Origin of the sequence: Methylophilus sp. Leaf408 (genome assembly GCF_916856905.1) — a bacterium.
Classification (GTDB): Bacteria; Pseudomonadota; Gammaproteobacteria; order Burkholderiales; family Methylophilaceae; genus Methylophilus.
In genome coordinates this window covers 110317-130631 of record NZ_CAKASK010000003.1, presented here as the reverse complement: position 1 = coordinate 130631, position 20315 = coordinate 110317, and the positions used below count along the sequence as shown (strand labels likewise).

At 48.7% G+C, this 20315-nt stretch carries 18 protein-coding genes and 1 tRNA gene; 4 read left to right on the top strand and 15 right to left on the bottom strand.

Going from position 1 to position 20315, the window contains the following annotated elements:
- Positions 1–137 precede the first annotated feature (137 nt).
- The 5 genes from LPA26_RS14250 to htpG all read right to left on the bottom strand — a co-directional run bounded on the left by LPA26_RS14250 (position 138) and on the right by htpG (position 7289).
- A tRNA-Met gene (locus LPA26_RS14250) sits at positions 138–214 on the bottom strand.
- 184 nt (positions 215–398) lie between these two features.
- Entirely contained in the window at positions 399–1145 is a 747-nt protein-coding gene (locus tag LPA26_RS14245) for a DUF4197 domain-containing protein (RefSeq protein ID WP_055827425.1), read from the bottom strand.
- Positions 1146–1245: 100 nt separating this feature from the next.
- Entirely contained in the window at positions 1246–3747 is a 2502-nt protein-coding gene (locus tag LPA26_RS14240) for a glycogen/starch/alpha-glucan phosphorylase (protein ID WP_229008854.1), read from the bottom strand.
- 213 nt (positions 3748–3960) lie between these two features.
- Positions 3961–5223 (bottom strand): OmpP1/FadL family transporter, encoded by a 1263-nt coding sequence (locus tag LPA26_RS14235; protein ID WP_229008853.1) that lies wholly within the window; start codon positions 5221–5223, stop codon positions 3961–3963.
- A 152-nt stretch (positions 5224–5375) separates the two neighbouring features.
- Positions 5376–7289, bottom strand: coding sequence for a molecular chaperone HtpG (gene htpG, locus LPA26_RS14230; protein ID WP_229008852.1), 1914 nt, complete (start codon positions 7287–7289; stop codon positions 5376–5378).
- 256 nt (positions 7290–7545) lie between these two features.
- Here htpG and LPA26_RS14225 point away from each other — a divergent pair, with 256 nt between their 5' ends.
- On the top strand, positions 7546–8178 hold the full coding sequence (locus tag LPA26_RS14225) for a hypothetical protein (RefSeq protein WP_055870413.1): 633 nt from the start codon (positions 7546–7548) through the stop codon (positions 8176–8178).
- Positions 8179–8425: 247 nt separating this feature from the next.
- Here the strand turns inward: LPA26_RS14225 and LPA26_RS14220 are convergent, their stop codons facing one another.
- A complete protein-coding gene (locus LPA26_RS14220) occupies positions 8426–9124 on the bottom strand; it encodes a hypothetical protein (RefSeq protein WP_055827441.1) in 699 nt (232 codons plus the stop codon).
- Between the two features lie 173 nt (positions 9125–9297).
- On the opposite strand from LPA26_RS14220, the gene LPA26_RS14215 reads away from it, so the two are divergent.
- Positions 9298–9570: a hypothetical protein gene (locus LPA26_RS14215; RefSeq protein WP_055827443.1), complete on the top strand. Its 273-nt coding sequence runs from the start codon at positions 9298–9300 to the stop codon at positions 9568–9570.
- Between the two features lie 18 nt (positions 9571–9588).
- The gene (gene ppx / locus LPA26_RS14210) at positions 9589–11067 is read left to right on the top strand and encodes an exopolyphosphatase (protein ID WP_229008851.1); all 1479 of its coding nucleotides are present in this window, start codon (positions 9589–9591) and stop codon (positions 11065–11067) included.
- 64 nt (positions 11068–11131) lie between these two features.
- On the opposite strand, the gene LPA26_RS14205 is transcribed toward ppx, so the two are convergent.
- Together LPA26_RS14205 and LPA26_RS14200 are read right to left on the bottom strand one after the other, a co-directional pair.
- Positions 11132–11377, bottom strand: a complete 246-nt coding sequence (locus tag LPA26_RS14205; protein WP_055827457.1) for a hypothetical protein — start codon at positions 11375–11377, stop codon at positions 11132–11134.
- Between the two features lie 75 nt (positions 11378–11452).
- On the bottom strand, positions 11453–12073 hold the full coding sequence (locus tag LPA26_RS14200) for a ParA family protein (protein WP_055827473.1): 621 nt from the start codon (positions 12071–12073) through the stop codon (positions 11453–11455).
- A 144-nt stretch (positions 12074–12217) separates the two neighbouring features.
- Here LPA26_RS14200 and LPA26_RS14195 point away from each other — a divergent pair, with 144 nt between their 5' ends.
- A complete protein-coding gene (locus tag LPA26_RS14195) occupies positions 12218–12715 on the top strand; it encodes a hypothetical protein (RefSeq protein ID WP_229008850.1) in 498 nt (165 codons plus the stop codon).
- A 149-nt stretch (positions 12716–12864) separates the two neighbouring features.
- On the opposite strand, the gene LPA26_RS14190 is transcribed toward LPA26_RS14195, so the two are convergent.
- From LPA26_RS14190 to LPA26_RS14160, 7 genes are all read right to left on the bottom strand, one after another.
- Positions 12865–13329 carry a histidine phosphatase family protein gene (locus tag LPA26_RS14190; RefSeq protein WP_229008849.1) on the bottom strand — a complete coding sequence of 155 codons (465 nt, stop codon included), beginning with the start codon at positions 13327–13329 and terminating at the stop codon, positions 12865–12867.
- A gap of 10 nt (positions 13330–13339) precedes the next feature.
- Positions 13340–15382 carry a polyphosphate kinase 1 gene (ppk1, locus tag LPA26_RS14185; RefSeq protein WP_229008848.1) on the bottom strand — a complete coding sequence of 681 codons (2043 nt, stop codon included), beginning with the start codon at positions 15380–15382 and terminating at the stop codon, positions 13340–13342.
- A 76-nt stretch (positions 15383–15458) separates the two neighbouring features.
- Complete coding sequence (locus LPA26_RS14180) at positions 15459–16997, bottom strand: cryptochrome/photolyase family protein (protein WP_229008847.1); 1539 nt, start codon at positions 16995–16997, stop codon at positions 15459–15461.
- A complete protein-coding gene (locus tag LPA26_RS14385; protein ID WP_370634388.1) occupies positions 16994–17155 on the bottom strand; it encodes a DUF2256 domain-containing protein in 162 nt (53 codons plus the stop codon). Before LPA26_RS14385 ends, LPA26_RS14180 begins: the two co-directional genes overlap by 4 nt.
- Positions 17152–17982: a triose-phosphate isomerase gene (tpiA, locus tag LPA26_RS14170; protein ID WP_229008845.1), complete on the bottom strand. Its 831-nt coding sequence runs from the start codon at positions 17980–17982 to the stop codon at positions 17152–17154. The genes LPA26_RS14385 and tpiA overlap by 4 nt, the downstream gene beginning before the upstream one ends.
- A gap of 140 nt (positions 17983–18122) precedes the next feature.
- Positions 18123–19157 carry a class II fructose-bisphosphate aldolase gene (gene fba / locus LPA26_RS14165; RefSeq protein ID WP_055827484.1) on the bottom strand — a complete coding sequence of 345 codons (1035 nt, stop codon included), beginning with the start codon at positions 19155–19157 and terminating at the stop codon, positions 18123–18125.
- A gap of 11 nt (positions 19158–19168) precedes the next feature.
- A complete protein-coding gene (locus LPA26_RS14160) occupies positions 19169–20146 on the bottom strand; it encodes a class 1 fructose-bisphosphatase (protein ID WP_229008844.1) in 978 nt (325 codons plus the stop codon).
- Positions 20147–20315 lie beyond the last annotated feature (169 nt).

Below are 20315 nucleotides of genomic sequence, written 5' to 3'. Positions count from 1 at the left end.
GTCATCCTAATTTTTAAAGAACAGGGCCACCAGGGCCTTCAACATCAACGCTTTGCGTTAACGAGGTGCGCATTATACAGAGCTTTTTTAAGCGGTCAAGCAAAGAAATCAATTTAAATTTAAACAGAATTTTTACTTGGTTGCGGGAACAGGATTTGAACCTGTGACCTTCGGGTTATGAGCCCGACGAGCTGCCAGACTGCTCCATCCCGCGTCCGAATCGACCTAAAAACTTGTGTTGCGTCGAGAGGTGAGACTATAACAAAGAATTGAAAGAGGTGTCAACACAAAATCAGAGAATTGTTACAGACAGATGTATAGACAGTGACGCATCAGTTAAATAAAAACGCCGTTTCCTCACGACGTTTTTATTTAACCGACTGAATACTAATACTAAATTACTTTGCTGCGCCAAATACCTTTTTCAGTAAGTTACTCGCCTGCCCCATCGGATCCTGGCGGATAGCGGCTTCTTCTTTCGCCACCATTAGGTAAACACCATCCAGAGCCTTCTGGGTGACATACTGATTAATATTGGCGTTTTCCTTTTTCACTACACCAAACTGGCTGCCCATTTCCGCATACTTATTATAGGTATCAGCCAACTGCACATTGGCGGTTGCCTTTTGTACGATAGGCAGAAATTTTGCCGCCATGTCAGTTGAAGTGGTTTTTTTGAAATATTGCGTTGCCGCATCTTGCGGACCGGTCAGTATGCCTTTGACATCCGCAAGACTCATTTGCTTGATGGAGTTAACCAATAAGGCCTTGGCTTCTGGCACCGCTTGCTCTGCGGCCCGGTTCATTTTCAACACAAGATCATCGGCCTGATCCCCCATGCCGACCATTCGCATGCCTTTCTCTATTTTCTTTAGTGAATCAGGCAACGGAATTTTCACTTCTTTATTACCCAGAAAGCCATCTGTCGCACCAAGCACATCCACGGCTTTAGTCACTCCCTGGTTAAGAGCCAGCTTGAGACCATCGTTTGTTTCCTTGTCAGTTAAATTGCTGACGGCCGCATCATTGCCAGCTGTGGAATCACCCCTCACTTTATTGACGACATCGCCCAAACCTTTGAGGTCAAGTGCCTGAGCATTGGTAATTATCAAACCCAAAACCAGTAAATAGGCTGTTTTTTTCATTATGCTTCTCCGTCCAAAAGGCTGCTCTAGTGTACCCACAAAGCACAAAGCAAGTCCACAAGGACTTGCTTTGCTTAAAAGCTCCTTTTATAAAGCTGAATCAGGCTTTGAACTGTTCCACTTTCCAGATACGACTCGCATATTCGCCTATGGTACGGTCACTGGAAAATTTCGCCATCCGCGCCACATTCAAAATAGCCACGCGTGACCAGGCATCCTCATCTTGATATAAGGCAGCCACTTTGTCTTGCGCCTCAACATAAGCTGAATAATCTGCAAGTAATAAGTAATGGTCACCTTTTTGCAGCAGGGTTTCCAAGATTGCCTGATAGCGGCCGCGTTCGCCAAATGAAAAGAATCCGTTTCCTATCATGTCGATGACCTGCTTGAGTTCAGGGTTGCCGTTGTAATAATCCCATGGGTTATAACCGCTGGCTTTAATCTGCGCCACCTCAGGTGTGGTCAGCCCAAAGATGAAGATATTCTCGTCACCCACTTCTTCCTTGATTTCGACATTAGCTCCATCCAGCGTACCTATGGTCAGCGCGCCGTTCAGTGCCATTTTCATATTACCGGTGCCGCTGGCTTCAGTACCTGCGGTGGAAATCTGTTCGGATAAGTCCGCGCCAGGGAATAGGATTTCAGCAGCACTTACTTCATAGTTAGGATAGAAGACGACTTTTAGCTGATCGCCCACTGCCGGGTCATTATTGATAATTGTCGCCACATCATTAATCAACCGGATGATCTGCTTGGCTAGCCAGTAGCCAGGCGCGGCTTTACCGGCAAAAATCACCACGCGCGGCGTCTGGTTGTGTGCCTGGCCATTGCGAATGCGATTATACAAAGTGATGACATGCAGCACATTCAATAACTGACGTTTGTATTCATGAATACGCTTGATCTGCACGTCAAATATCGCCTGCGGATTAATGGCAACGCCGGTTTTCTGCAATATTTTGTATGCCAGCCTTTGCTTATTGGCGGCTTTGACTTCTCGGAAAGCTTTTCTGAAAGCGGCATCATCTGCCAAAGGCTCAATTTTTTTAATCAGGCTAAGGTCTTTCTGGAAACCGGTACCTATATGCTTGATTAACAGTTCAGTCAGCAAAGGATTACATTGGTTGAGCCAGCGGCGCGGCGTAATGCCGTTGGTCACATTGGTAAATTTGCCAGGATAGATTCTATTGAAATCGGCAAACAAGGTGGTTTTCAATAACTCGCTATGTAACGCGGCGACCCCGTTTACAGTGTGACTACCGACTACAGCCAAATGCGCCATGCGTACACGGCGGCCATTACCCTCATCAATAATAGAAACACGGCTCAGCAAATCACTGTCGCCAGGGAAATGCTGGTTCACCATTTGCAGGAAGCGATGGTTGATTTCGTAAATGATTTCCAGGTGACGTGGCAACAGTGATGAAAACAAATCCACTGACCAGGTTTCCAGTGCTTCCGGCATCAGGGTATGGTTGGTGTAGGCGAAGATCTGAGTGACCAGATTCCATGCTTTTTCCCATGGCAGATGATAAAGATCTATCAGTTGATACATCATTTCAGCGACGGCAATCGCAGGATGTGTATCGTTTAACTGGATAGCGACCTTTTGCGGCAAGGTTTCCCAATCGGGATTGTGCGTGATAAACCGGTGCAGGATATCTTGCGTAGAGGCCGATACAAAAAAGTATTGCTGTTTTAAACGTAATTCTTTACCAGATTCAGACGCATCATTCGGATATAGAACCTGGGAAATGGTCTCCGCCCCATGACGGCCTTCCACAGATTTATCGTAGTTACCCTGATTAAATGATGTCAGGTCAAACTCTTTAGCGGCTTTGGCAGACCACAAGCGCAGGTTATTGACCGTTTGCGTGCCATAACCCGGTACTGGGACATCATAAGGCATGGCCACTACGCTGGCGGTGTCTATCCAGTGGCGCTCATTACCCCGCTCTGTATGCACCTGCACTACACGACCATAAAATTTCACTTCGCAAGTATGCTCAGGACGCTGAACCTCCCAGATGTTCTGGTAGCGCAACCAGTTGTCAGGGTTTTCCACCTGCTGGCCGCCTTCGATACTTTGCCTGAACATGCCATAGTCATAACGGATGCCGTAACCGGTGGCGGGGATATCCATGGTTGCCATTGAATCGACAAAACAAGCAGCCAGTCTGCCCAAGCCGCCATTACCCAGTGCAGCATCCGGTTCCATCTCGGCCACGCCTTCCATTTGCTGGCCGATTTCCTGCAAACCTTCGCTTAATTCCGGTGCAACGCCCAGATTCAGTGCCGCATTAGAGAGCATGCGGCCGATCAGAAACTCTAGTGAAAGATAATAAACACGTTTGGTATTCGCATCTCTATAGGCATCGCGGGTTGTCACCCAGCGGCTCATCAGGTGATCACGTACAGTAAAGGCGGCAGTTTGATACCAGTCACGGGTCGTAGCCCAGGAGTCAGATTTACCCAGGGAAAAGGTCAGGTGGTTGCGTAATGCTTGTGGAATCGGTAATTGTTCATTCAAAAATTGTTCAGCGTTATGGATAGTTTCTTTTTTATCAGTCTTGCTACGTGTGGATTTGGCATTGGTGGCCATGCATCTTCCCCTAGAATATTCAATAACGGATGTGACTGTGAAGATTGTCTACATTTAAAAAGCAAAAAACAAGCCTGTCAGCGGCTGTTACGCTATATGACAAAAAGCCACGGCGAAAGGTGCCATGGCTTTTATTATAAATTACTATAAATGTAATTTTGATGACTATCGTACTTACGCTAGTTTTGTCATACAAAAATCAAAGACTCACTCCTAAAGCGACCAACCGTAAGCAACCCCTAGAGAGTTCTGGTTCATGCGGACGTCCGCTTCTCCACCGCCAAATGGCACGGCAGGGATAGCGTTATTGCCGCGCAGTTTATTTTCAAAAGCATGTGCGAAAAAGAAAGAAAGCTCGGACTTATTCGGCAAGGTATAGGTGGCTCCTAAAGTAAGGTGATCCTGAACCACGGCTGGCGCAAGAATATTAAACAAGGTTTCGCTACTGCGCACCGGTTGTGAACTGTGGTTGTAGCCTGCGCGTAATGTCAACGAGTCACTGTAGGCATACTGCGCACCCAGCTTAAGAACTGTCACATCCCGCCAGCCAAAACCAGGGCCGCTGGATGAGCCTAATCGTGAAGCAAGGTTACTCAGTGACAAATTACCGATTGCATTCACATCAGAATATAAGATTCTCTGCGCATCTGCTGCCAGTGTCAGTGCAGGCGTGGTTTTGATGGCAATCCCAATACCGTAGTTTGCAGGGATATCAATATCACCACCTTCCGCAAACAAGCCTTTATATTTGTCAAACTTGCTGGCATAGGTTTTTGTTTGATAAGTGGCACCTAAAGTCACCGCATCACTTACTTGCCCAACCCAGCCGAACCGCAAGCCGGCGCCGTAAGAGTTGTCATGTCCGTTATTGGTGACATTGCCCGGCGAGGTGCTTGAAAGCGCATTATCAAAGTTCTGTAAGCCCTTCGCCTCAAACCGCTGGTAAGCCAGATTCAGGGACACCCCTAATACATGTTGCTCATTGATGCGCCAGGTCGCGGTTGGTGCAACGACCACTTGCAAGTAATCAATCCCGGTGCGGCTACCTGTGTTATTGAAATAAGGGATACCATCTTTATAGTCGGTATTCATGCCGCCATTACCATAGACGCTCACGCCCAGCGTGGTGCGTTCATTAATCACCCGGTTATAACCAAACTCCGGGATAAAAAAATGCTCGGTATCGTTACCATCGTAACGTCCATCCAGCGCGCCGCTACCACCGGCGGTGTTGGACAGACGGACATCGCGGTCAGGTTTAAACCAGGTAACCCCAAAATCAATACGGTCACCGACGATGCCTAAGCCTGCAGGGTTTGTTGCCGCTGCCAGCGCATCTTGCGGCAGCGCAATACCGACACCACCCAATCCCAGGCCCTTTACTCCATAGCCATGGGCAAAATAACCATCAGTCGCATATACATGCCCTGCCATAATGGAAAGTAGCCATGGTAATAATTTAACGGTGTTACGCATTTCAGCCCCTTAGCGATAGTTGAGGCTTATTAATCTACCAATCTTATTAAATAGCTAAAAATAATTTGGAATTATATTGTTATAACTTTAAAAAATATAAAGCCCGCATCTGCGGGCTTTATATCTGACGCTGATTCGGACTGACCGAATGATTACAGAATCAGGCTGTTCATACGTTTCACAAAACTGGCAGGGTCTTCCAGCTGACCACCTTCTGCCAGCAATGCCTGATCAAACAACACATGTGCGTAATCGACAAAACGGGCATCATCGGTTTCTGCTTTCAGTTTTTCCACCAACCGATGCGCGGGGTTCACTTCCAGGATAGGCTTGCTTTCAGGCGCCTGCTGGCCGGCTGCTTTCAAGATACGTGCAAGGTTACCCGAAAGATCATGCTCGCCTGCAACCAGGCAGGCTGGTGAATCTGTCAGGCGATGCGTCACTTTGACTTCTTTCACTGCTTCACCAAGCGCGGTCTTGATGCGCTCCACCAGGACTTTGGCATTTTCCTCCACCTGTTTCTGCGCTTCCTTGTCTGCTTCATCTTCCAACTTGCCGAGGTCCAGATCACCTTTGGCAATCGATTGCAGTTTTTTGCCTTCAAACTCTGTTAGGCTACCAAGCAACCATTCATCTACCTTGTCTGACATCAGTAATACTTCAATGCCTTTTTTGCGGAAGATTTCCAAATGCGGCGAATTCTTCGCGGCAGCAAAAGTATCGGCTGTGATGTAATAAATCGCTTCCTGCTCAGGCTTCATACGGCCGATGTAATCTTTCAGTGATACATTCTGTACTTCGTTATCCGCATGGGTGGAAGCAAAACGCAGCAGACCGGCAATTTTTTCTTTATTGGCAAAATCTTCGCCAGGACCTTCTTTCAATACGCGGCCAAACTCACTCCAGAACTTGCTGTAATCTTCAGGCTTGTTTTCCGCCAGGTCTTCCAGCAAGCTCAACACTTTTTTCACTGAGCCATTTTTAATCGCTTCCACATCACGGCTGTCCTGCAGGATTTCACGCGATACATTTAATGGCAGATCGGCAGAGTCAATCACCCCGCGCACAAACCGCAGGTATTGCGGCATCAGCTTTTCGGCATCTTCCATGATGAATACGCGTTTCACATACAGCTTGATGCCTTGGCGACGCTCGCGGTCATACAAATCAAACGGCGCCTTGCCCGGAACGTACAACAGAGAGATATATTCCTGCTTGCCTTCTACACGGCTGTGGGTATAGGCCAGCGGGCTCTCATAATCATGAGAAACGTGTTTGTAAAACTCGTTGTATTCCTCCTCAGTGATGTCACTCTTGCTGCGCGCCCACAAAGCAGATGCCTTGTTAATCGTTTCATCCTCATCAGTTGTCACCATCTGACCGCCTTCGCCATTCTCGCCATCTTTCCATTCGGATTTTTTCATCACGATAGGCAAGGTGATATGGTCAGAATATTTGCGGATGATGGTTTTCAGTTTCCAGTCATTCAGGAACTCGTCTTCGCCTTCACGCAGGTGCAGGATAACCTCGGTACCGCGCCCGGCTTTTTCCGTTGTTTCAATCGTGAAATCGCCTTCACCGCCTGATTCCCATTTGATGGCTTCCGTCTCGCCGGCGCGGCGTGTAATCAGTGTGACTTTGTCAGCAATGATAAAACTGGAATAGAAACCGACACCAAACTGGCCAATCAGGTTGGCGTCCTTGGCCTGGTCGCCGGTCAGGTTCTGGAAGAATTCCTTGGTGCCGGATTTGGCAATGGTACCGATGTTATTAATCACTTCTTCGCGGCGCATACCAATACCATTGTCAGAAATGGTCAGGGTGCGTGCGTCTTTATCAAAAGAGACATTGATCTTCAACTCACTGTCATTTTCGTACAGGCTGCCATTCGAGATTGCCTCAAAGCGCAATTTATCTGCTGCATCAGAGGCATTAGAAATTAATTCACGCAATACGATTTCTTTGTTGCTATACAGTGAATGAATCATCAACTGCAGTAATTGTTTGACCTCGGCCTGAAAGCCCATGGTTTGTTTAGATGGCGATTCTGCTGTCGCTGTCGTCATAACGATTTCTCCAAATAACAGGGTTACACGAAAATTTTGTGATTAGATGGGGAAAAGAAAACCGTTTTTCAAGAGGGGATAATGACGGATGAATTAAATCAGAGATCCAACCCACGATTACAACATAGATTTACTCTCACCATTCAGTGGCTAAAAAGACAGTTCATGATGTTGCTTGCCTATTTAAAGCGTTTTTCTCAGCACGCTTCTTGCTAGCTTTTTATTCAAAAGGCTTTGTAAATAGAAGGAGTGGATCATGAATATTTTTCACACTTTAATCGAGCAAATGCAGGTCATGCAATTGCCCTTAACCGCAGTAACACTCACTGCGGTGCCGCGTGCGGATACCCCGCTGTTGCTGATGTTACATTGGCACGGCTTCCGCAAACAGCCGATGGAGGCTTTGCCCCTGCTCAAACCAATGCTGCAACCGGTGCCAGGCTCGGCCTTGCAGATCAATGATCGCTGGCGTCAGCCGGAAGTGGTAGAAGAAGCGGTGCTGGATGCTGCATGGCAATTGGGCGCCTGGGATGTGCAGCGCGAAGAACACCGTGCATGCACTTATATTGGTGCAAGTGACCAGGAAGCTTTGGCCTGCAAGCAGGCATTTGGCAAATATGATGAAGAACTTGAAGAAGATTTACTGATAAGTGAAGCGCCAGATCGCGATGAAATGTTGCAACTTGGTGCCAAAGTTGGGTATATCCGATGGCAGTTCAGGCCGGTGAATGGTGGGGTTTGGCAATCGACGGCAGAGGATGACACATTGCTGGAAGATGGCAGCAGGATTCCGCCGTGCCCGATCAGACCGTTGGCGTTGAAGGGTGGGAAGATGAGCAGGACTGCTTTTAGACTAGGGCAGATTAACCGGATTATTCTTTTGAAATAGTTTTATTGAGATAGTGTCGAGAAAAAGGATTGTGAACTTATGTGGCATTTTATTTCGCCGCTAGGCGAGTGGCTTTCCTTTGCTTGCCCAAAGCAAAGAAAAGTAACTCGCTGAGAAGTGAAAAGGAATGGTAATTATCTGAAGAAATACTGACTTGAATTTAAGAGTAAAGCGACTATTTCCAAACTAAACATAACTCTTTCCTGGATTCTGACCTCTGCCAGAATGACGACCTAAAAATAAATGCCTATGGTGTCCATCTCAATCCAATCGACAACCACTGACTCTCACTATCCCCATTCACCTGCTGCCCAATCGTTCCATCAATCTGGAACACCTCCGGCACCAGCGAATACCTTACCCCCAACTGATAAAACGGATTCTGCGAATTGTCACCAAACACTTCCGCAATGCCTTTAAATGCGCCACCCAGCTTAAACTCTGCTCCCAAGCCCATGCTGGCTTTAAGTTCTGAAGCCTGCTTGTCACGCAACATCCCCATATTCAGGTGCACGATCACATCATCATCGTGCAGCGAAAAAGATACCGGCACATAAAAATAAGTATTACCCAGTTGATTGGGCCCAGGCTGGATATCTGTGTGCTTGACATGGCCTGCCGCAAATCCTGCACCCCAGCCATTAGTCTCTAGTGGTTTGAATAAGGTTTTGAATTGTATTATCCAGTCTTCGGTGCGGTAGTTTTCATCCTGATTACGATAAACGCCGCCACCAAAAGTGATTTCTAAGTTTTCGCCCAGGTTACATGCTGGTAACGCCCATGCTTCACGCCCTCCTTCATAGGAACGCATCCAGGTTTCAAGTTGGCAGCTATGGGCATTGGTCAGGCGCGCGTCATCGGTGACTAGAGGGCGTGCAGCATAAACACTGTGCGAAAAACACAGCGCTAATATCAGGCTTATACAGATGAGGACAGATTTATGCATTTTTTGTTTTTATTTTATTTTCAAGCCGTGACAGTTTGATGAAACCGCCTTTTTTCATGCATGTGTTTTCATATTCGTTATGCGTCATATTAGTTTCACTGGCCTATGCCAATATAACGATTTATACTGTTTGCAAGACTTGTCTACCGAGACAAATCATGACGGAGGCAATGATGGCGAATATTGAGGTGACCGAAACCAGTCCACACTCTTTTTCAGTGACCGTTCATGGGGCACAAGTTACTACACATCAAGTCAGCGTTAAACCCGATTATGCAAAACAGCTATTAAGCACGCCGAATACTATCACCGAACTGGTAGCGGCTTCGTTCAATTTTTTACTCGACCGCGAATCGAATACCAGTATTTTGAGAAGTTTTGATTTAAGTGTGATTGAACGTTATTTTCCTGAGTATCCCAAGGTCATTTCCCGTTATCTAAAGTAATTTCTTCAGTGGTATCGCATGCTAAACATTACCCAAGACACCCAACTCGCAGCTATAGACCTGGGCTCCAACAGTTTCCGGCTTGAAATTGGCCGTGTGGTCGACGGGCAAATTCTGCGCGTGGATTATTTAAAAGAGGCCGTTCGCCAGGGAGGGGATCTTGATGAAGATCGTAACCTCAAGCCTGAAGGCATAGAGCGCGGACTGAAGTGCCTGGCCCGGTTTGGTGAGCGTTTAAAGGGCTTTCCTGCTGAACAGGTGCGCGCTGTAGCGACACAAACCCTGAGGGAAGCAACTAACAGTGCTGAATTCATTAAGCAAGCGCAAAAGGTATTGGGTTACCCGATTGAGATTATTTCAGGGGTGGAAGAAGCACGCCTGATCTACCAGGGTGTCAGCCGCATGCTGCCGCAGTCGGATGAAAAACGCCTGGTCATTGATATCGGCGGACGCTCGACCGAGTTTATCCTTGGTCAGCATTTCAAAGCCAACGTTACAGAATCCCTCAGGTTAGGCTCAGTTGGCTGGTCACAAAAATACTTTGCTGATGGCCAGTTAAGTGAGCGTAACTTTGAACGGGCTGAAATCGCCGCCGAATCTATTATCGATATGATTGCCAGCCGATATAACGGCCACTGGGATGTCGCGTATGGTGCTTCGGGCACGGTCGGTGCCGTAGCCGATGTATTGGCTGGCTCAGGATTTTCTGCCGAAAAAATCGAACGTAGCCAGCTGGAATGGCTGAAGCAAACGCTGATCAAAGCTAAAACACCTGACCGCCTGAATATGGAAGGGCTGAAGGATGACAGGCGTGCGGTGATCGGTGGTGGCCTGGCCATCCTGACTGCGGTATTCGATACGCTGAATATAGACACCATGAACGTGGCCAATGGCGCGCTGCGACACGGTGTGCTGTATGACATTTTAAGCCCGGCCGATGCCACCGAAGATTTGCGTTCGGCCTCCATCGCCCGCTTGTGCAAACAGTTTGGCGTAGAGCTGGAGCATGCGCAGAACGTCAGCAAGGTAGCCCTGCATTTTTATGATGCGATGCAAGCCTGTGATACACAAAAACCTCTGCTGCAATGGGCCGCACTGTGCCATGAAATCGGCTGGGCCATTTCACATACTGACTGTAACAAGCATGGCGCTTATATACTGGATAACACCGAGCTGATGGGGTTTGCCCAAAGCGAGCTGCACACCATCAGTCTTCTGGTATTGGGTCATCAAGGAAAATTGCGCAAACTACCTGCGGATTTCGACAACCAGGACCTGGTGTGCCAGTTGATGGCATTACGCCTGGCAGTGATTTTCTGCCACTCACGCCGGTTGCCTGTGATGAAACATTTACAGCTGATACACGACAAACAGCAGTTTACGCTAGCGCTGCCAGCACAGTGGGTCAGCCAGCACCCTCAAACGCATTACCTGCTGGAAGAAGAATGCCAGCTTTGGCAAAAACTCGGCTGGCAACTGGAAGCGGAATACAGTTAAAAAAACGGGCCGAAAGGCCCGTTTTGCTAATGCGGCATTGTACGCATCTACTGAAAACTACAAACTAATCCTTTTTCTTCTTCGATTGTTTTTCATCTTCTTCGCGCAGTTTTGCTACTTTCTCACGCCACTCTTGCAGTTGCTCATCTTCAATCTCCAACTGCAACGCAAGCGCTTCTTCCTGGGTCAGTTTTTCCTTGATAAATCGTTTAGGCAACTTGCCACCCATGCGTGACAGCACGCGTTCAGCTTCATCAGGGCTGAGTTGTTTCACTTTTTCCAGGTACACTGGATTTGACTTATCTTTCATATGACTCCCTTTAATTTGATGCTAGCTGCCGGCGTCGACAGCTTTTTTACTCATCGCCTGAAACGACAGGCCTCTCTAACTGTTCTGCAAAATCCAGTCGGTGACCGGATTCCACTGCGCAATATCGATCTCCTTTAAAGAGCCCGACAATTCAAAAATACTTAACCCCTCTTCTGCCGCAGTGACATAGATCTGCGAAGAACGCAGCATCGACAAAACCGCAAAGCCGGTCTCATCCATAAAAGCTAGCAGGCGCTCGGCAGATTTAGTACGCGGCATCACACGCATGCCCACCAGCCCGACAAAAGTCTTGTGCTTGCGCACGGCTTTTTCTTCGGCCAGCAAGCTCAGGAAGTCCTGGGTAGCGCCAATATCAAAAGCAGAAGGTGCAATTGGTACCAGGATTAAATCGGTCTCGGTCACTGCATCAGAAATTTTTTTGTCGCGTAAACCACCGGGGGAATCGGTAATAACCCAGTCAGCTTTTTGCAAAGCGGATTTACCCAGGTCTTCAGCATTGAATACAGTCGCTACATGCTGTGGACGGCGCGCCAGCCAAGATGCTGACGATTGCTGGCGATCAATATCTTCCAGTACAACTTTATGTCCCAATTGCGCCAGATACCCAGCAAGATTGGAGGCGAGAGTCGTTTTACCGCTACCGCCTTTGGTGTTTGCCACCAATACCCTGCGCATCTCATGCTCCCTGTGTGATGGTGTTGAATTCTGTCATGGAAAACAGCCTCTATGACACCATATCAATATGAAATTTTTATGACAATTGACGCAAAACAAAAACGGTATAAACTGTTTTCACGCAAAAATAAACAGGAGATCCACATGGCCACTAAACCGGCAGCCAAACCTACGGCAACAAGCAAGCCAGTAGCCGCTAAAACCCCTGCATCAAGCAAAACAGTAAAACCAGGAACCGCCAAACCAGCGACGGCTGCTTCTACAGCTAAGCCAGTGGCAAAACCGGTGGCCAAAGTTGCGGCAAAACCGGCAACTGTTGCACCTAAAAAAGCGACGCCCGCTGCTCAAAAACCAGTGGCAAAAGTAGTAGGCAAACCTGCTGTGAACAGCAGCAAACCTGTGACAGCTGATAAATCAAAAACACCTAAAGTCAAAATGGAACGCGATAGCTTTACCATGCCAAAAGACGAATATGCACAAATTGCTGCATTGAAGAAACGTCTGGAAGCCGCTGGCAAAGCGGTTAAGAAGAGCGAACTACTACGCGCCGGTTTAAAACTGCTGTCTGGCCTTGATGACACAAAACTGAAAGCGGCATTGGCAACAGTACCCACCATTAAAACCGGCAGACCAAAGAAGTAATTTCCAGGGTATTCAATTGTAAAAATTCGAATCAGACAGCCTGGATTGAAGAGGTAGCTCAAATATCTGTTGAGCTACCTCTTTCAGTTTTTACGTTTCCGAAAAATCACCACCTCGAGCAGTCGCTTAAACTGATCGATAACGACAGGTTACTCCACCAAGTCTGGCGACTGCACGCTGTAGAGTTTGTAAGGCGGGCCGGACTTTGGCAACCGTAACCACCAGACGGCGCCTTTTTTAATACTCAGTTGCGTATCTTCCATACCCAGGCATTGGGCAGCCAGTTCGCCTATCCAGGGCTGATGCCCGACCAGCATAATGTGTTCAAACGGGCTCTGCTCAAGTAATTGCAAAATCGGCTGCAAAGGCCGTTCAGGCGCGAGGCGGTTTTCTTCCTGCCAGCCATCCGCCCAATAAGCGGCCGTTTCCCGGGTCCGCAATGCCGGACTGACCATGGCGTAGGTTTGTTTAGGCAGGTATTTCTTCAGCCAGGCCGCCATTTGCTTTGCCTGCTTGTGGCCTTTTTTAGTCAAGGCTCGCTCGAGGTCAGAATGACCATGCAGCAAGTCTTCTGCTTCTGCATGCCGCCATAAAATCAGGTTACGTACCGCCATCTCGCAGACCCTATAATGAATGATATTGTTTTAGCAATATCTGCTGGCAAGACTGCAATGGGGCATCACCTGCCGATTCGCGCACGGCTTTATACACACCCTGCTCAGTTAACTGCCAGGCATCCAGGTTGTCATCGAGGTATAACTGCAACCCCTCCTGCATGATGCGCAATTGCATTTTAGGGTCAGTGATCGGCCACGCCAGCTCGACACGGCGTATCATATTGCGGCTCATCCAATCAGCGCTAGAAAGCCACATTTGGACCTGCCCATCCAGATTGAAATAGAACACGCGCGAATGCTCCAGCAAGCGGCCCACAATTGACCGGACCCGGATGCGGCCTTTCAGCGCGGGCAAATCTACAGGCAAGATGCAGGCGCCTCGAATAATCAGGTCAATCTCGACACCGGCTGCAGCAGCTTTGATCAAGGCTTCGGTTAATGGAATATCGGTCAACGCATTCATCTTGGCGATCACGCGCGCCGGTTTGCCTTGCCTGGCCAAGCGTTGCGCTTTACCCAATTGCTTGATCATGCCAGCGTGTAGCGTGAACGGTGCCACCAGCAAATGCCGCATGCGCGGCAAGGGCAACTCGCTGGTCAAATGACGGAACAGGGCTTCCATTTCCCTGGTCAGGTCAGGATTTGCCGTGAGCATGCTCCAGTCGGTATATAAACGTGTCGTTTTCGGATTGTAGTTTCCGGTCGACAAATGCCCGTAGCGATGGATGCTTTTCCCTTCGCGACGCATGATCAATAACATCTTGGCATGGGTTTTCAGGCCGACCACACCATACACAACCTGCGCGCCTACGGATTCCAGCGCCTCTGCCCAGTTGATATTGGCTTCTTCATCAAAACGGGCTTTGAGCTCAACCACTACCAGCACTTCTTTACCACGGCGTACCGCTTCCTGCAGCAATGACAGCATGCGCGGATCAGCGCCGGTGCGGTAAATGGTCATGCGGATAGCCAGCACATGCTCATCCTTGACTGCTTCTTCCAGCAACTGGATCACTACATCAAAGCTTTCATAAGGTTGATGTATCAATAAATCACGCTCACGCATCTGCGCCAGCAAAAGAATGTTTTTATTGATGTGTTTAGGCCACTGTGGCTGAAAAGAGGTGAACTTGAGATGATCGCCTTTTGCCATATCCGGCAGCTGGATCAGGCGGCCCAAATTTACCGGGCCATTCACGCGGTAAAGCGCCAATGCAGGCAGGTTGAATTGTTTGAGCAGGAATTCAGCCAGCGCATCATCACACTCATGCGTGACTTCCAGGCGCACTGCTTTACCGTATTGGCGATGGGCAAGCTCTTCACGCAAAGCCATGCGCAAATTACTTACGTCATCCTCATCGACTTCGAGGTCACTGTTACGTGTGACGCGGAACTGGGAAAAGTGCAGGATTTTTGCACCTGCAAACAGCACATGCAGGTTTGAGCGAATAATACTGGTCAGCGATACAAAACACTGCTGGCCTTTACTAATGTTACTCGGCAACTGCAACAAACGCGGCACTACGCGCGGCACGCGTACGATGGCGATTTTTTCTTCTTTATCAATCTCAATGCGGACAATAAAATTAAGCGACTTATTAGCGACCTGAGGGAAAGGATGGGATGGATCGAGCGACACTGGCATCAGAAATGGCAGCACTTCACGCTTGAAGTAATTGGCTACCCAACTGATTTGTTCTGGCGTACGCACGGTACCGGAAACCAGGTGTATCGCTTGCTCGGCCAGCGCTGGCATTAGCGCATCATTAAACAACTCATATTGTTTTGCTACCAGCGCATGTGCCATGCTGGCAATTTGTTCGCAACCAGTAGCGGTGACCGGGCCATGCGTCACGCCTTGCTGATGCGCTTCCATTTGCAAAGGCATGCGCACTTCAAAAAATTCATCCAGATTATTGGAGACAATGCATAAAAATCGCAGTCGCTCCAGCAGAGGGTAATCTTCGCGTTGCGCCAGGGATAATACGCGCGCATTAAAACTGAGGATACTGAGGTCTCGGTCTAATAAAACAGAGGGGTTATTTTTCATGTCAACTATTGTAGCGCTTGGCGACCAGCCATTTATGACAGTTTTATGAAATCGTATGAATCGAAAAATTCCTCGTTTATAACTGCTGTATTTGTTTCAGTCGCTGACTGGCAAATGCCTTGATCGCAGATTGTTCGCTGGCCGTCATTTTGCCCACATGTTGCACCATCAGGCGGGTGCGTTGATTACCAGCCAGCAATGTTTCATGCTTGATTAAAAATGCCCAATACAAAGTAGTGAATGGACAGGCAGCCTCACCTGCTTTCAGTGTCGGGTCATAGCGGCAGTTTGCACAATAATTACTCATGCGTTTGATATAGGCACCACTGGCGACATAAGGCTTGCTGGTGAATCTGCCACCGTTGGCATACAAGGCCATGCCCGCCACATTTGGTAATTCCACCCACTCGACGGCGTCGACATAGACAGCCAAAAACCAGTCTGCGACCTGCTGGGGCGACAATTCAGCCAAAGTTGAAAACAGGCCTATGACCATCAGGCGCTGGATATGGTGTGCATATCCGGTTTCCAGGGTTTGGCCTATACATTGCGACAGGCATTGCATCTGCGTTTGTCCGGTCCAGAACCAGGCTGGCAAATCACGTTCATGCTTGAAATAGTTGGCTGACTTTAATGCCGGCATTTCCAGCCAGTAAACGCCACGTACAAATTCGCGCCAACCCAATACCTGCCGTATAAAACCCTCAACACTGGCAAGCGGCGCCTGGCCTTGCTGGTAGGCCTGCTCGGCAGCGGCAATGACTTCTCGCGGATTCAACAGTTTAAGATTGAGCGCCGAGGCCAGCAGAGAATGCCATAAATAAGGGCTGTCTTGCCACATGGCATCCTGGTAAGTGCCAAACTGCGGTAATTTTTCTGCGATAAAATGCGAGAGCAGTTTAAGTGCCTGTGCACGCTTCACCGGCCATGGAAACTCATCCAGTTTGCCAGGATGATCGGGAAACCGTTTTTTGACTAAGGCGATGACCGCTTGAGTAAGCGCATCGGGTGCAAACCTTGGCGATGGCTTTAAATTTTGCGGACCTTCTTTACCTAAGTGTTCCCGGTTCTGCTTGTCATAGTTCCATTCACCGCCGGCTGGCGCGTCGCCTTTCATCAGCAACTTGTATTTTTTGCGCATGCCGCGGTAAAAATTTTCCATTCGCAAAGAACTACCTTTTTGCTGCTCTGCCCAACGCTGGAACTGCGGGATACTGCACATATAATGCGTGTCCTGCGGAACATCCAGCGCTACATGATGTTCCCTGGCTGTGGCCTGTAATGCCTGCAATACCCGCCAATCACCAGGCTCGCATACTCGCACAGCTTCAGGCTGATGTTGCTGCAACATGGCTCGCCACACTGCAGCCAGGTCCGGGTAATCATGTGATTCGAGTTTGAAATAGGTAAGCGGAAAATGCCTGGCTTGCAAAGCCTCGGCAAAATGGCGCATAGCGGATAAAAACAAGGTAATCCGCTGCCGGTGTGACCAGACATGCGTACTCTCCTGCATGACTTCTGCCATCACAATATGATCCTGAGATGGATCGAATGCTTGCAGGGCGGGGTTATCCAGCGTGAGCTGGTCACCCAAAATGATGACCAGGTTTCTCATGCTGCTGCTAATTTCGCTTGTCGCCGGCAACGTTCGGAACAGTATTTGACTGCTTCCCAGTTATTCTCCCAGGATTTTCGCCAACTCATCTCCCTGCCGCATTGCTGGCAGGGTTTGCTGGGTAAGTGACTTTTGTTGCCTTTAAACGAAGAGATCATGCAACATAGACTGGTGCAGACCTGCTGGATTCCTTTAAGGCCTGTTTTTGCTGGTAGCAACGGCTGGCGGTTTTGCAGATATCCACGAAATCTTCAGCAACCAGCGCCGCACGCCCCAGCAGTCCACCATCGATATCCGGCATCACTAACAGACTTTCAGCGTTTTTAGGCGCCATACTGCCGCCATACAGGATGCGGATCTCATCAGCAAACTCGCGGTCACGCTCGGCAATCATCATGCGGATAAACGCATGCATACGTTGAGCATGTTCAGGCGTAGCATGTTCGCCGGTACCAATCGCCCATACCGGTTCATAGGCAATCACCATATTCAGTTTTTTTGCCAGCGCAAAAGCCTTATCGTCGAGGCCATACACTACATTCAGCATCTGGTTACGCACAATTAATTCGGCCATGCCGCCATCGCGTTCATCCAGGGTTTCGCCTACACAGAAAATCGGCGTCAGTCCGGCATGCAAAGCATTCAGCAAGCGTTTGGTCGCTACCTGGTTACTTTCCAATTTGAGGGCGCGACGTTCCGAGTGACCGACGATAGTGTAAGTGCAGCCAAATTCGGCGACCATTTTTGCCGAGATGCAGGAGGTGAAAGCGCCTTCAGTAAATTGGCTGACATTTTGTGCGCCCCAGGCAATCGCGGAGCCTTGCAAGGCCGACTGCGCCTGGTATAGGTAAACATAAGGGATGCACACAGCCGCATCAACACCTTCAAGATGATGCAGTTCTTGTTTGAGCCGATTCAGCAGGCCCTGATTTTCCAGCAAGCTGCCATGCAGCTTCCAGTTACCGACAACTAATTTTTTGCGCATGATGTAAACCTTTCTATCATGCCCCCTTGATTAGGATTATATTTTTAAGAGCAAGCGGGTAAGTTGGATGATGTTTTCGGTGCCAGTTAGCTGGCAACGTTATCATCTATGGCAGCTTTACCCAACAACCGTTCAATCATTTAATAAATGGCGGCCATTTTTTCCAGGGAAACCACTTTGATTTTACCTGCCTGCCCTGCACTGCCAAAGGCTTCAAAGCGTTCCTTACACAGTTGTTGCGCCGCGTTGGTAGCCTCTTTAAAGTAACCCCGTGGATCGAACTCTTCCGGATGTTCTACGAAGTATTCCCGAATGGCTGCAGTCATTGCAAGGCGGATATCGGTATCAATATTGACTTTGCGCACACCGCTCTTGATGCCTTCCACAATCTGGGAAACCGGTACCCCATAGGTTTCCTTGATGTTACCGCCATAATGGCGGATTCTTTCCAGGAATTCTTGCGGCACACTAGAGGAACCGTGCATAACCAGATGTGTATTGGGAATCTTGGCGTGAATTTCCTGGATACGCTTGATGGATAAGGTATCCGCTGACGGCGGACGTGTGAATTTATAAGCACCGTGACTGGTGCCAATCGCTATAGCCAGCGCATCTACTTTGGTCGCTTCAACGAACGCAGCCGCTTCGTCCGGGTCGGTCAATAGCTGGGATTCATCCAGCTTTCCTTCGGCGCCCACACCATCCTCTTCTCCAGCCATGCCGGTTTCAAGTGATCCCAGTACACCTAATTCGCCTTCTACAGAAACACCCACTGCATGAGCAAACTCTACGACGCGCCGCGTCACATCCATGTTGTATTCATAACTGGCCGGGGTTTTGTGATCTTCTTTTAACGATCCATCCATCATCACGCTGGAGAAGCCACTACGGATCGCCATCTGGCAAATTTTGGGAGAAGTGCCGTGGTCCTGGTGCATACACACCGGAATATGTGGAAACTGCTCGATGGCTGCTTCTACCATCTTGCGCAGAAAGGACTCGCCAGCATAGCCACGTGCCCCAGCCGAAGCCTGCAAAATAACCGCACTGTTTACTTCGTCAGCAGCTTTCATAATGGAGATGATCTGCTCCATATTATTGATATTGAAAGCAGGATAGCCGTAACTATTTTCGGCGGCGTGATCGAGTAACTGCCTGAGGGAAATCAATGCCATGCAAAACTCCTTTATTCTGTGGCTTGCTGGTGATATTCACGCAAGCGCTGGATTTCTTTTTTGGACCCCAGTAAAACCGGGACCCGTTGGTGGCAGGACGTGGGTTGTATTGCGAGGACATCTTCCAGGCCAGTGATGCTTTCACCGCCCGCCTGTGCCACTAGCAGGCTCATCGGGTTGGCTTCATACAATAATCTTAAACGCCCGGCCTTGATCGGCTGTTTATTGTCGCTTGGATATAAGAACACACCACCACGCGCCAGGATGCGATGCACATCCATCACCATACTGGCGCACCAGCGCATATTGAAATCACGGCCGCGTTCACCTTCTGCGCCTTGTAAACACTCATCTATGTAACGCTTCACTGCTGGCTGCCAGTAACGTTGATTGCTGGCATTGATGGCGAATTCGGAAGTCTCAGCCGGAATTTCGACCGTTTGCTGGGTAAGTACAAAGCTGTCATTTTCATGGTCAAGCGTAAATACATGTGTACCCTGGCCTAGCGTCAATACCATTAACGTCGCTGGCCCATACATTATGTACAGCGCTGCCCGTTGTGCCTGTCCTGGTTGTAGAAAAGCCAGCTCGCCCTGGGTTGCAACACCGGTATTCGGTAATATAGAAAAAATACTGCCGACCACGCCATTGATAGATAAGTTGGAAGAGCCATCCAGCGGGTCCATGCAGACCAGAAACGGTGCATCCACGGTTTCAAAAACAATCGCTTCTTCTGTTTCTTCAGAGACTACACCGGCTACCACGGCAGAAGCACGAAATTGTTCAAGAGCGACTTCATGACTACGGATATCCAGTTGCATCTGGGTTTCACCCTGCACATTCGTGCTGGTGGTTTTCTCGGTCACCCCTTGTAATGCGCCTTGCTTGACCAGGTCAGCAATCTCAATACCAGCCTGGGCTGCGTGCCATATCAGCACGTTCAATGCATGATTCAGTGAAACCTGTTTCAGAAATACATCCAATTGCATGGCAGATACCTTTGTTATGGTTTTAGCGATACTTGCAGCGAAACTTTAACCCACCTTCATGCGGCCCTAAATAAAGAAGACAGACTGGAAACCCCTGCACTAACCTCAATCAGAAGTTTAACTATGCAATGTCTATGCCTGTTTTCTATTCGCTGTTTTCTATTGGGTA

Coding starts and splice junctions, on each gene's coding strand:
- LPA26_RS14205 (WP_055827457.1), bottom strand. CDS start 11,377: ATGAAAGATAAGTCAAATCCAGTGTACCTGGAAAAAGTGAAACAACTC.
- htpG (WP_229008852.1), bottom strand. CDS start 7,289: ATGACGACAGCGACAGCAGAATCGCCATCTAAACAAACCATGGGCTTT.
- fba (WP_055827484.1), bottom strand. CDS start 19,157: ATGGCATTGATTTCCCTCAGGCAGTTACTCGATCACGCCGCCGAAAAT.
- LPA26_RS14220 (WP_055827441.1), bottom strand. CDS start 9,124: ATGCATAAATCTGTCCTCATCTGTATAAGCCTGATATTAGCGCTGTGT.
- ppx (WP_229008851.1), top strand. CDS start 9,589: ATGCTAAACATTACCCAAGACACCCAACTCGCAGCTATAGACCTGGGC.
- LPA26_RS14245 (WP_055827425.1), bottom strand. CDS start 1,145: ATGAAAAAAACAGCCTATTTACTGGTTTTGGGTTTGATAATTACCAAT.
- LPA26_RS14195 (WP_229008850.1), top strand. CDS start 12,218: ATGGCCACTAAACCGGCAGCCAAACCTACGGCAACAAGCAAGCCAGTA.
- tpiA (WP_229008845.1), bottom strand. CDS start 17,982: ATGCGCAAAAAATTAGTTGTCGGTAACTGGAAGCTGCATGGCAGCTTG.
- LPA26_RS14200 (WP_055827473.1), bottom strand. CDS start 12,073: ATGCGCAGGGTATTGGTGGCAAACACCAAAGGCGGTAGCGGTAAAACG.
- LPA26_RS14385 (WP_370634388.1), bottom strand. CDS start 17,155: ATGATCTCTTCGTTTAAAGGCAACAAAAGTCACTTACCCAGCAAACCC.
- LPA26_RS14190 (WP_229008849.1), bottom strand. CDS start 13,329: ATGGCGGTACGTAACCTGATTTTATGGCGGCATGCAGAAGCAGAAGAC.
- LPA26_RS14235 (WP_229008853.1), bottom strand. CDS start 5,223: ATGCGTAACACCGTTAAATTATTACCATGGCTACTTTCCATTATGGCA.
- LPA26_RS14240 (WP_229008854.1), bottom strand. CDS start 3,747: ATGGCCACCAATGCCAAATCCACACGTAGCAAGACTGATAAAAAAGAA.
- LPA26_RS14160 (WP_229008844.1), bottom strand. CDS start 20,146: ATGCAATTGGATGTATTTCTGAAACAGGTTTCACTGAATCATGCATTG.
- LPA26_RS14180 (WP_229008847.1), bottom strand. CDS start 16,997: ATGAGAAACCTGGTCATCATTTTGGGTGACCAGCTCACGCTGGATAAC.
- ppk1 (WP_229008848.1), bottom strand. CDS start 15,382: ATGAAAAATAACCCCTCTGTTTTATTAGACCGAGACCTCAGTATCCTC.
- LPA26_RS14215 (WP_055827443.1), top strand. CDS start 9,298: ATGGCGAATATTGAGGTGACCGAAACCAGTCCACACTCTTTTTCAGTG.
- LPA26_RS14225 (WP_055870413.1), top strand. CDS start 7,546: ATGAATATTTTTCACACTTTAATCGAGCAAATGCAGGTCATGCAATTG.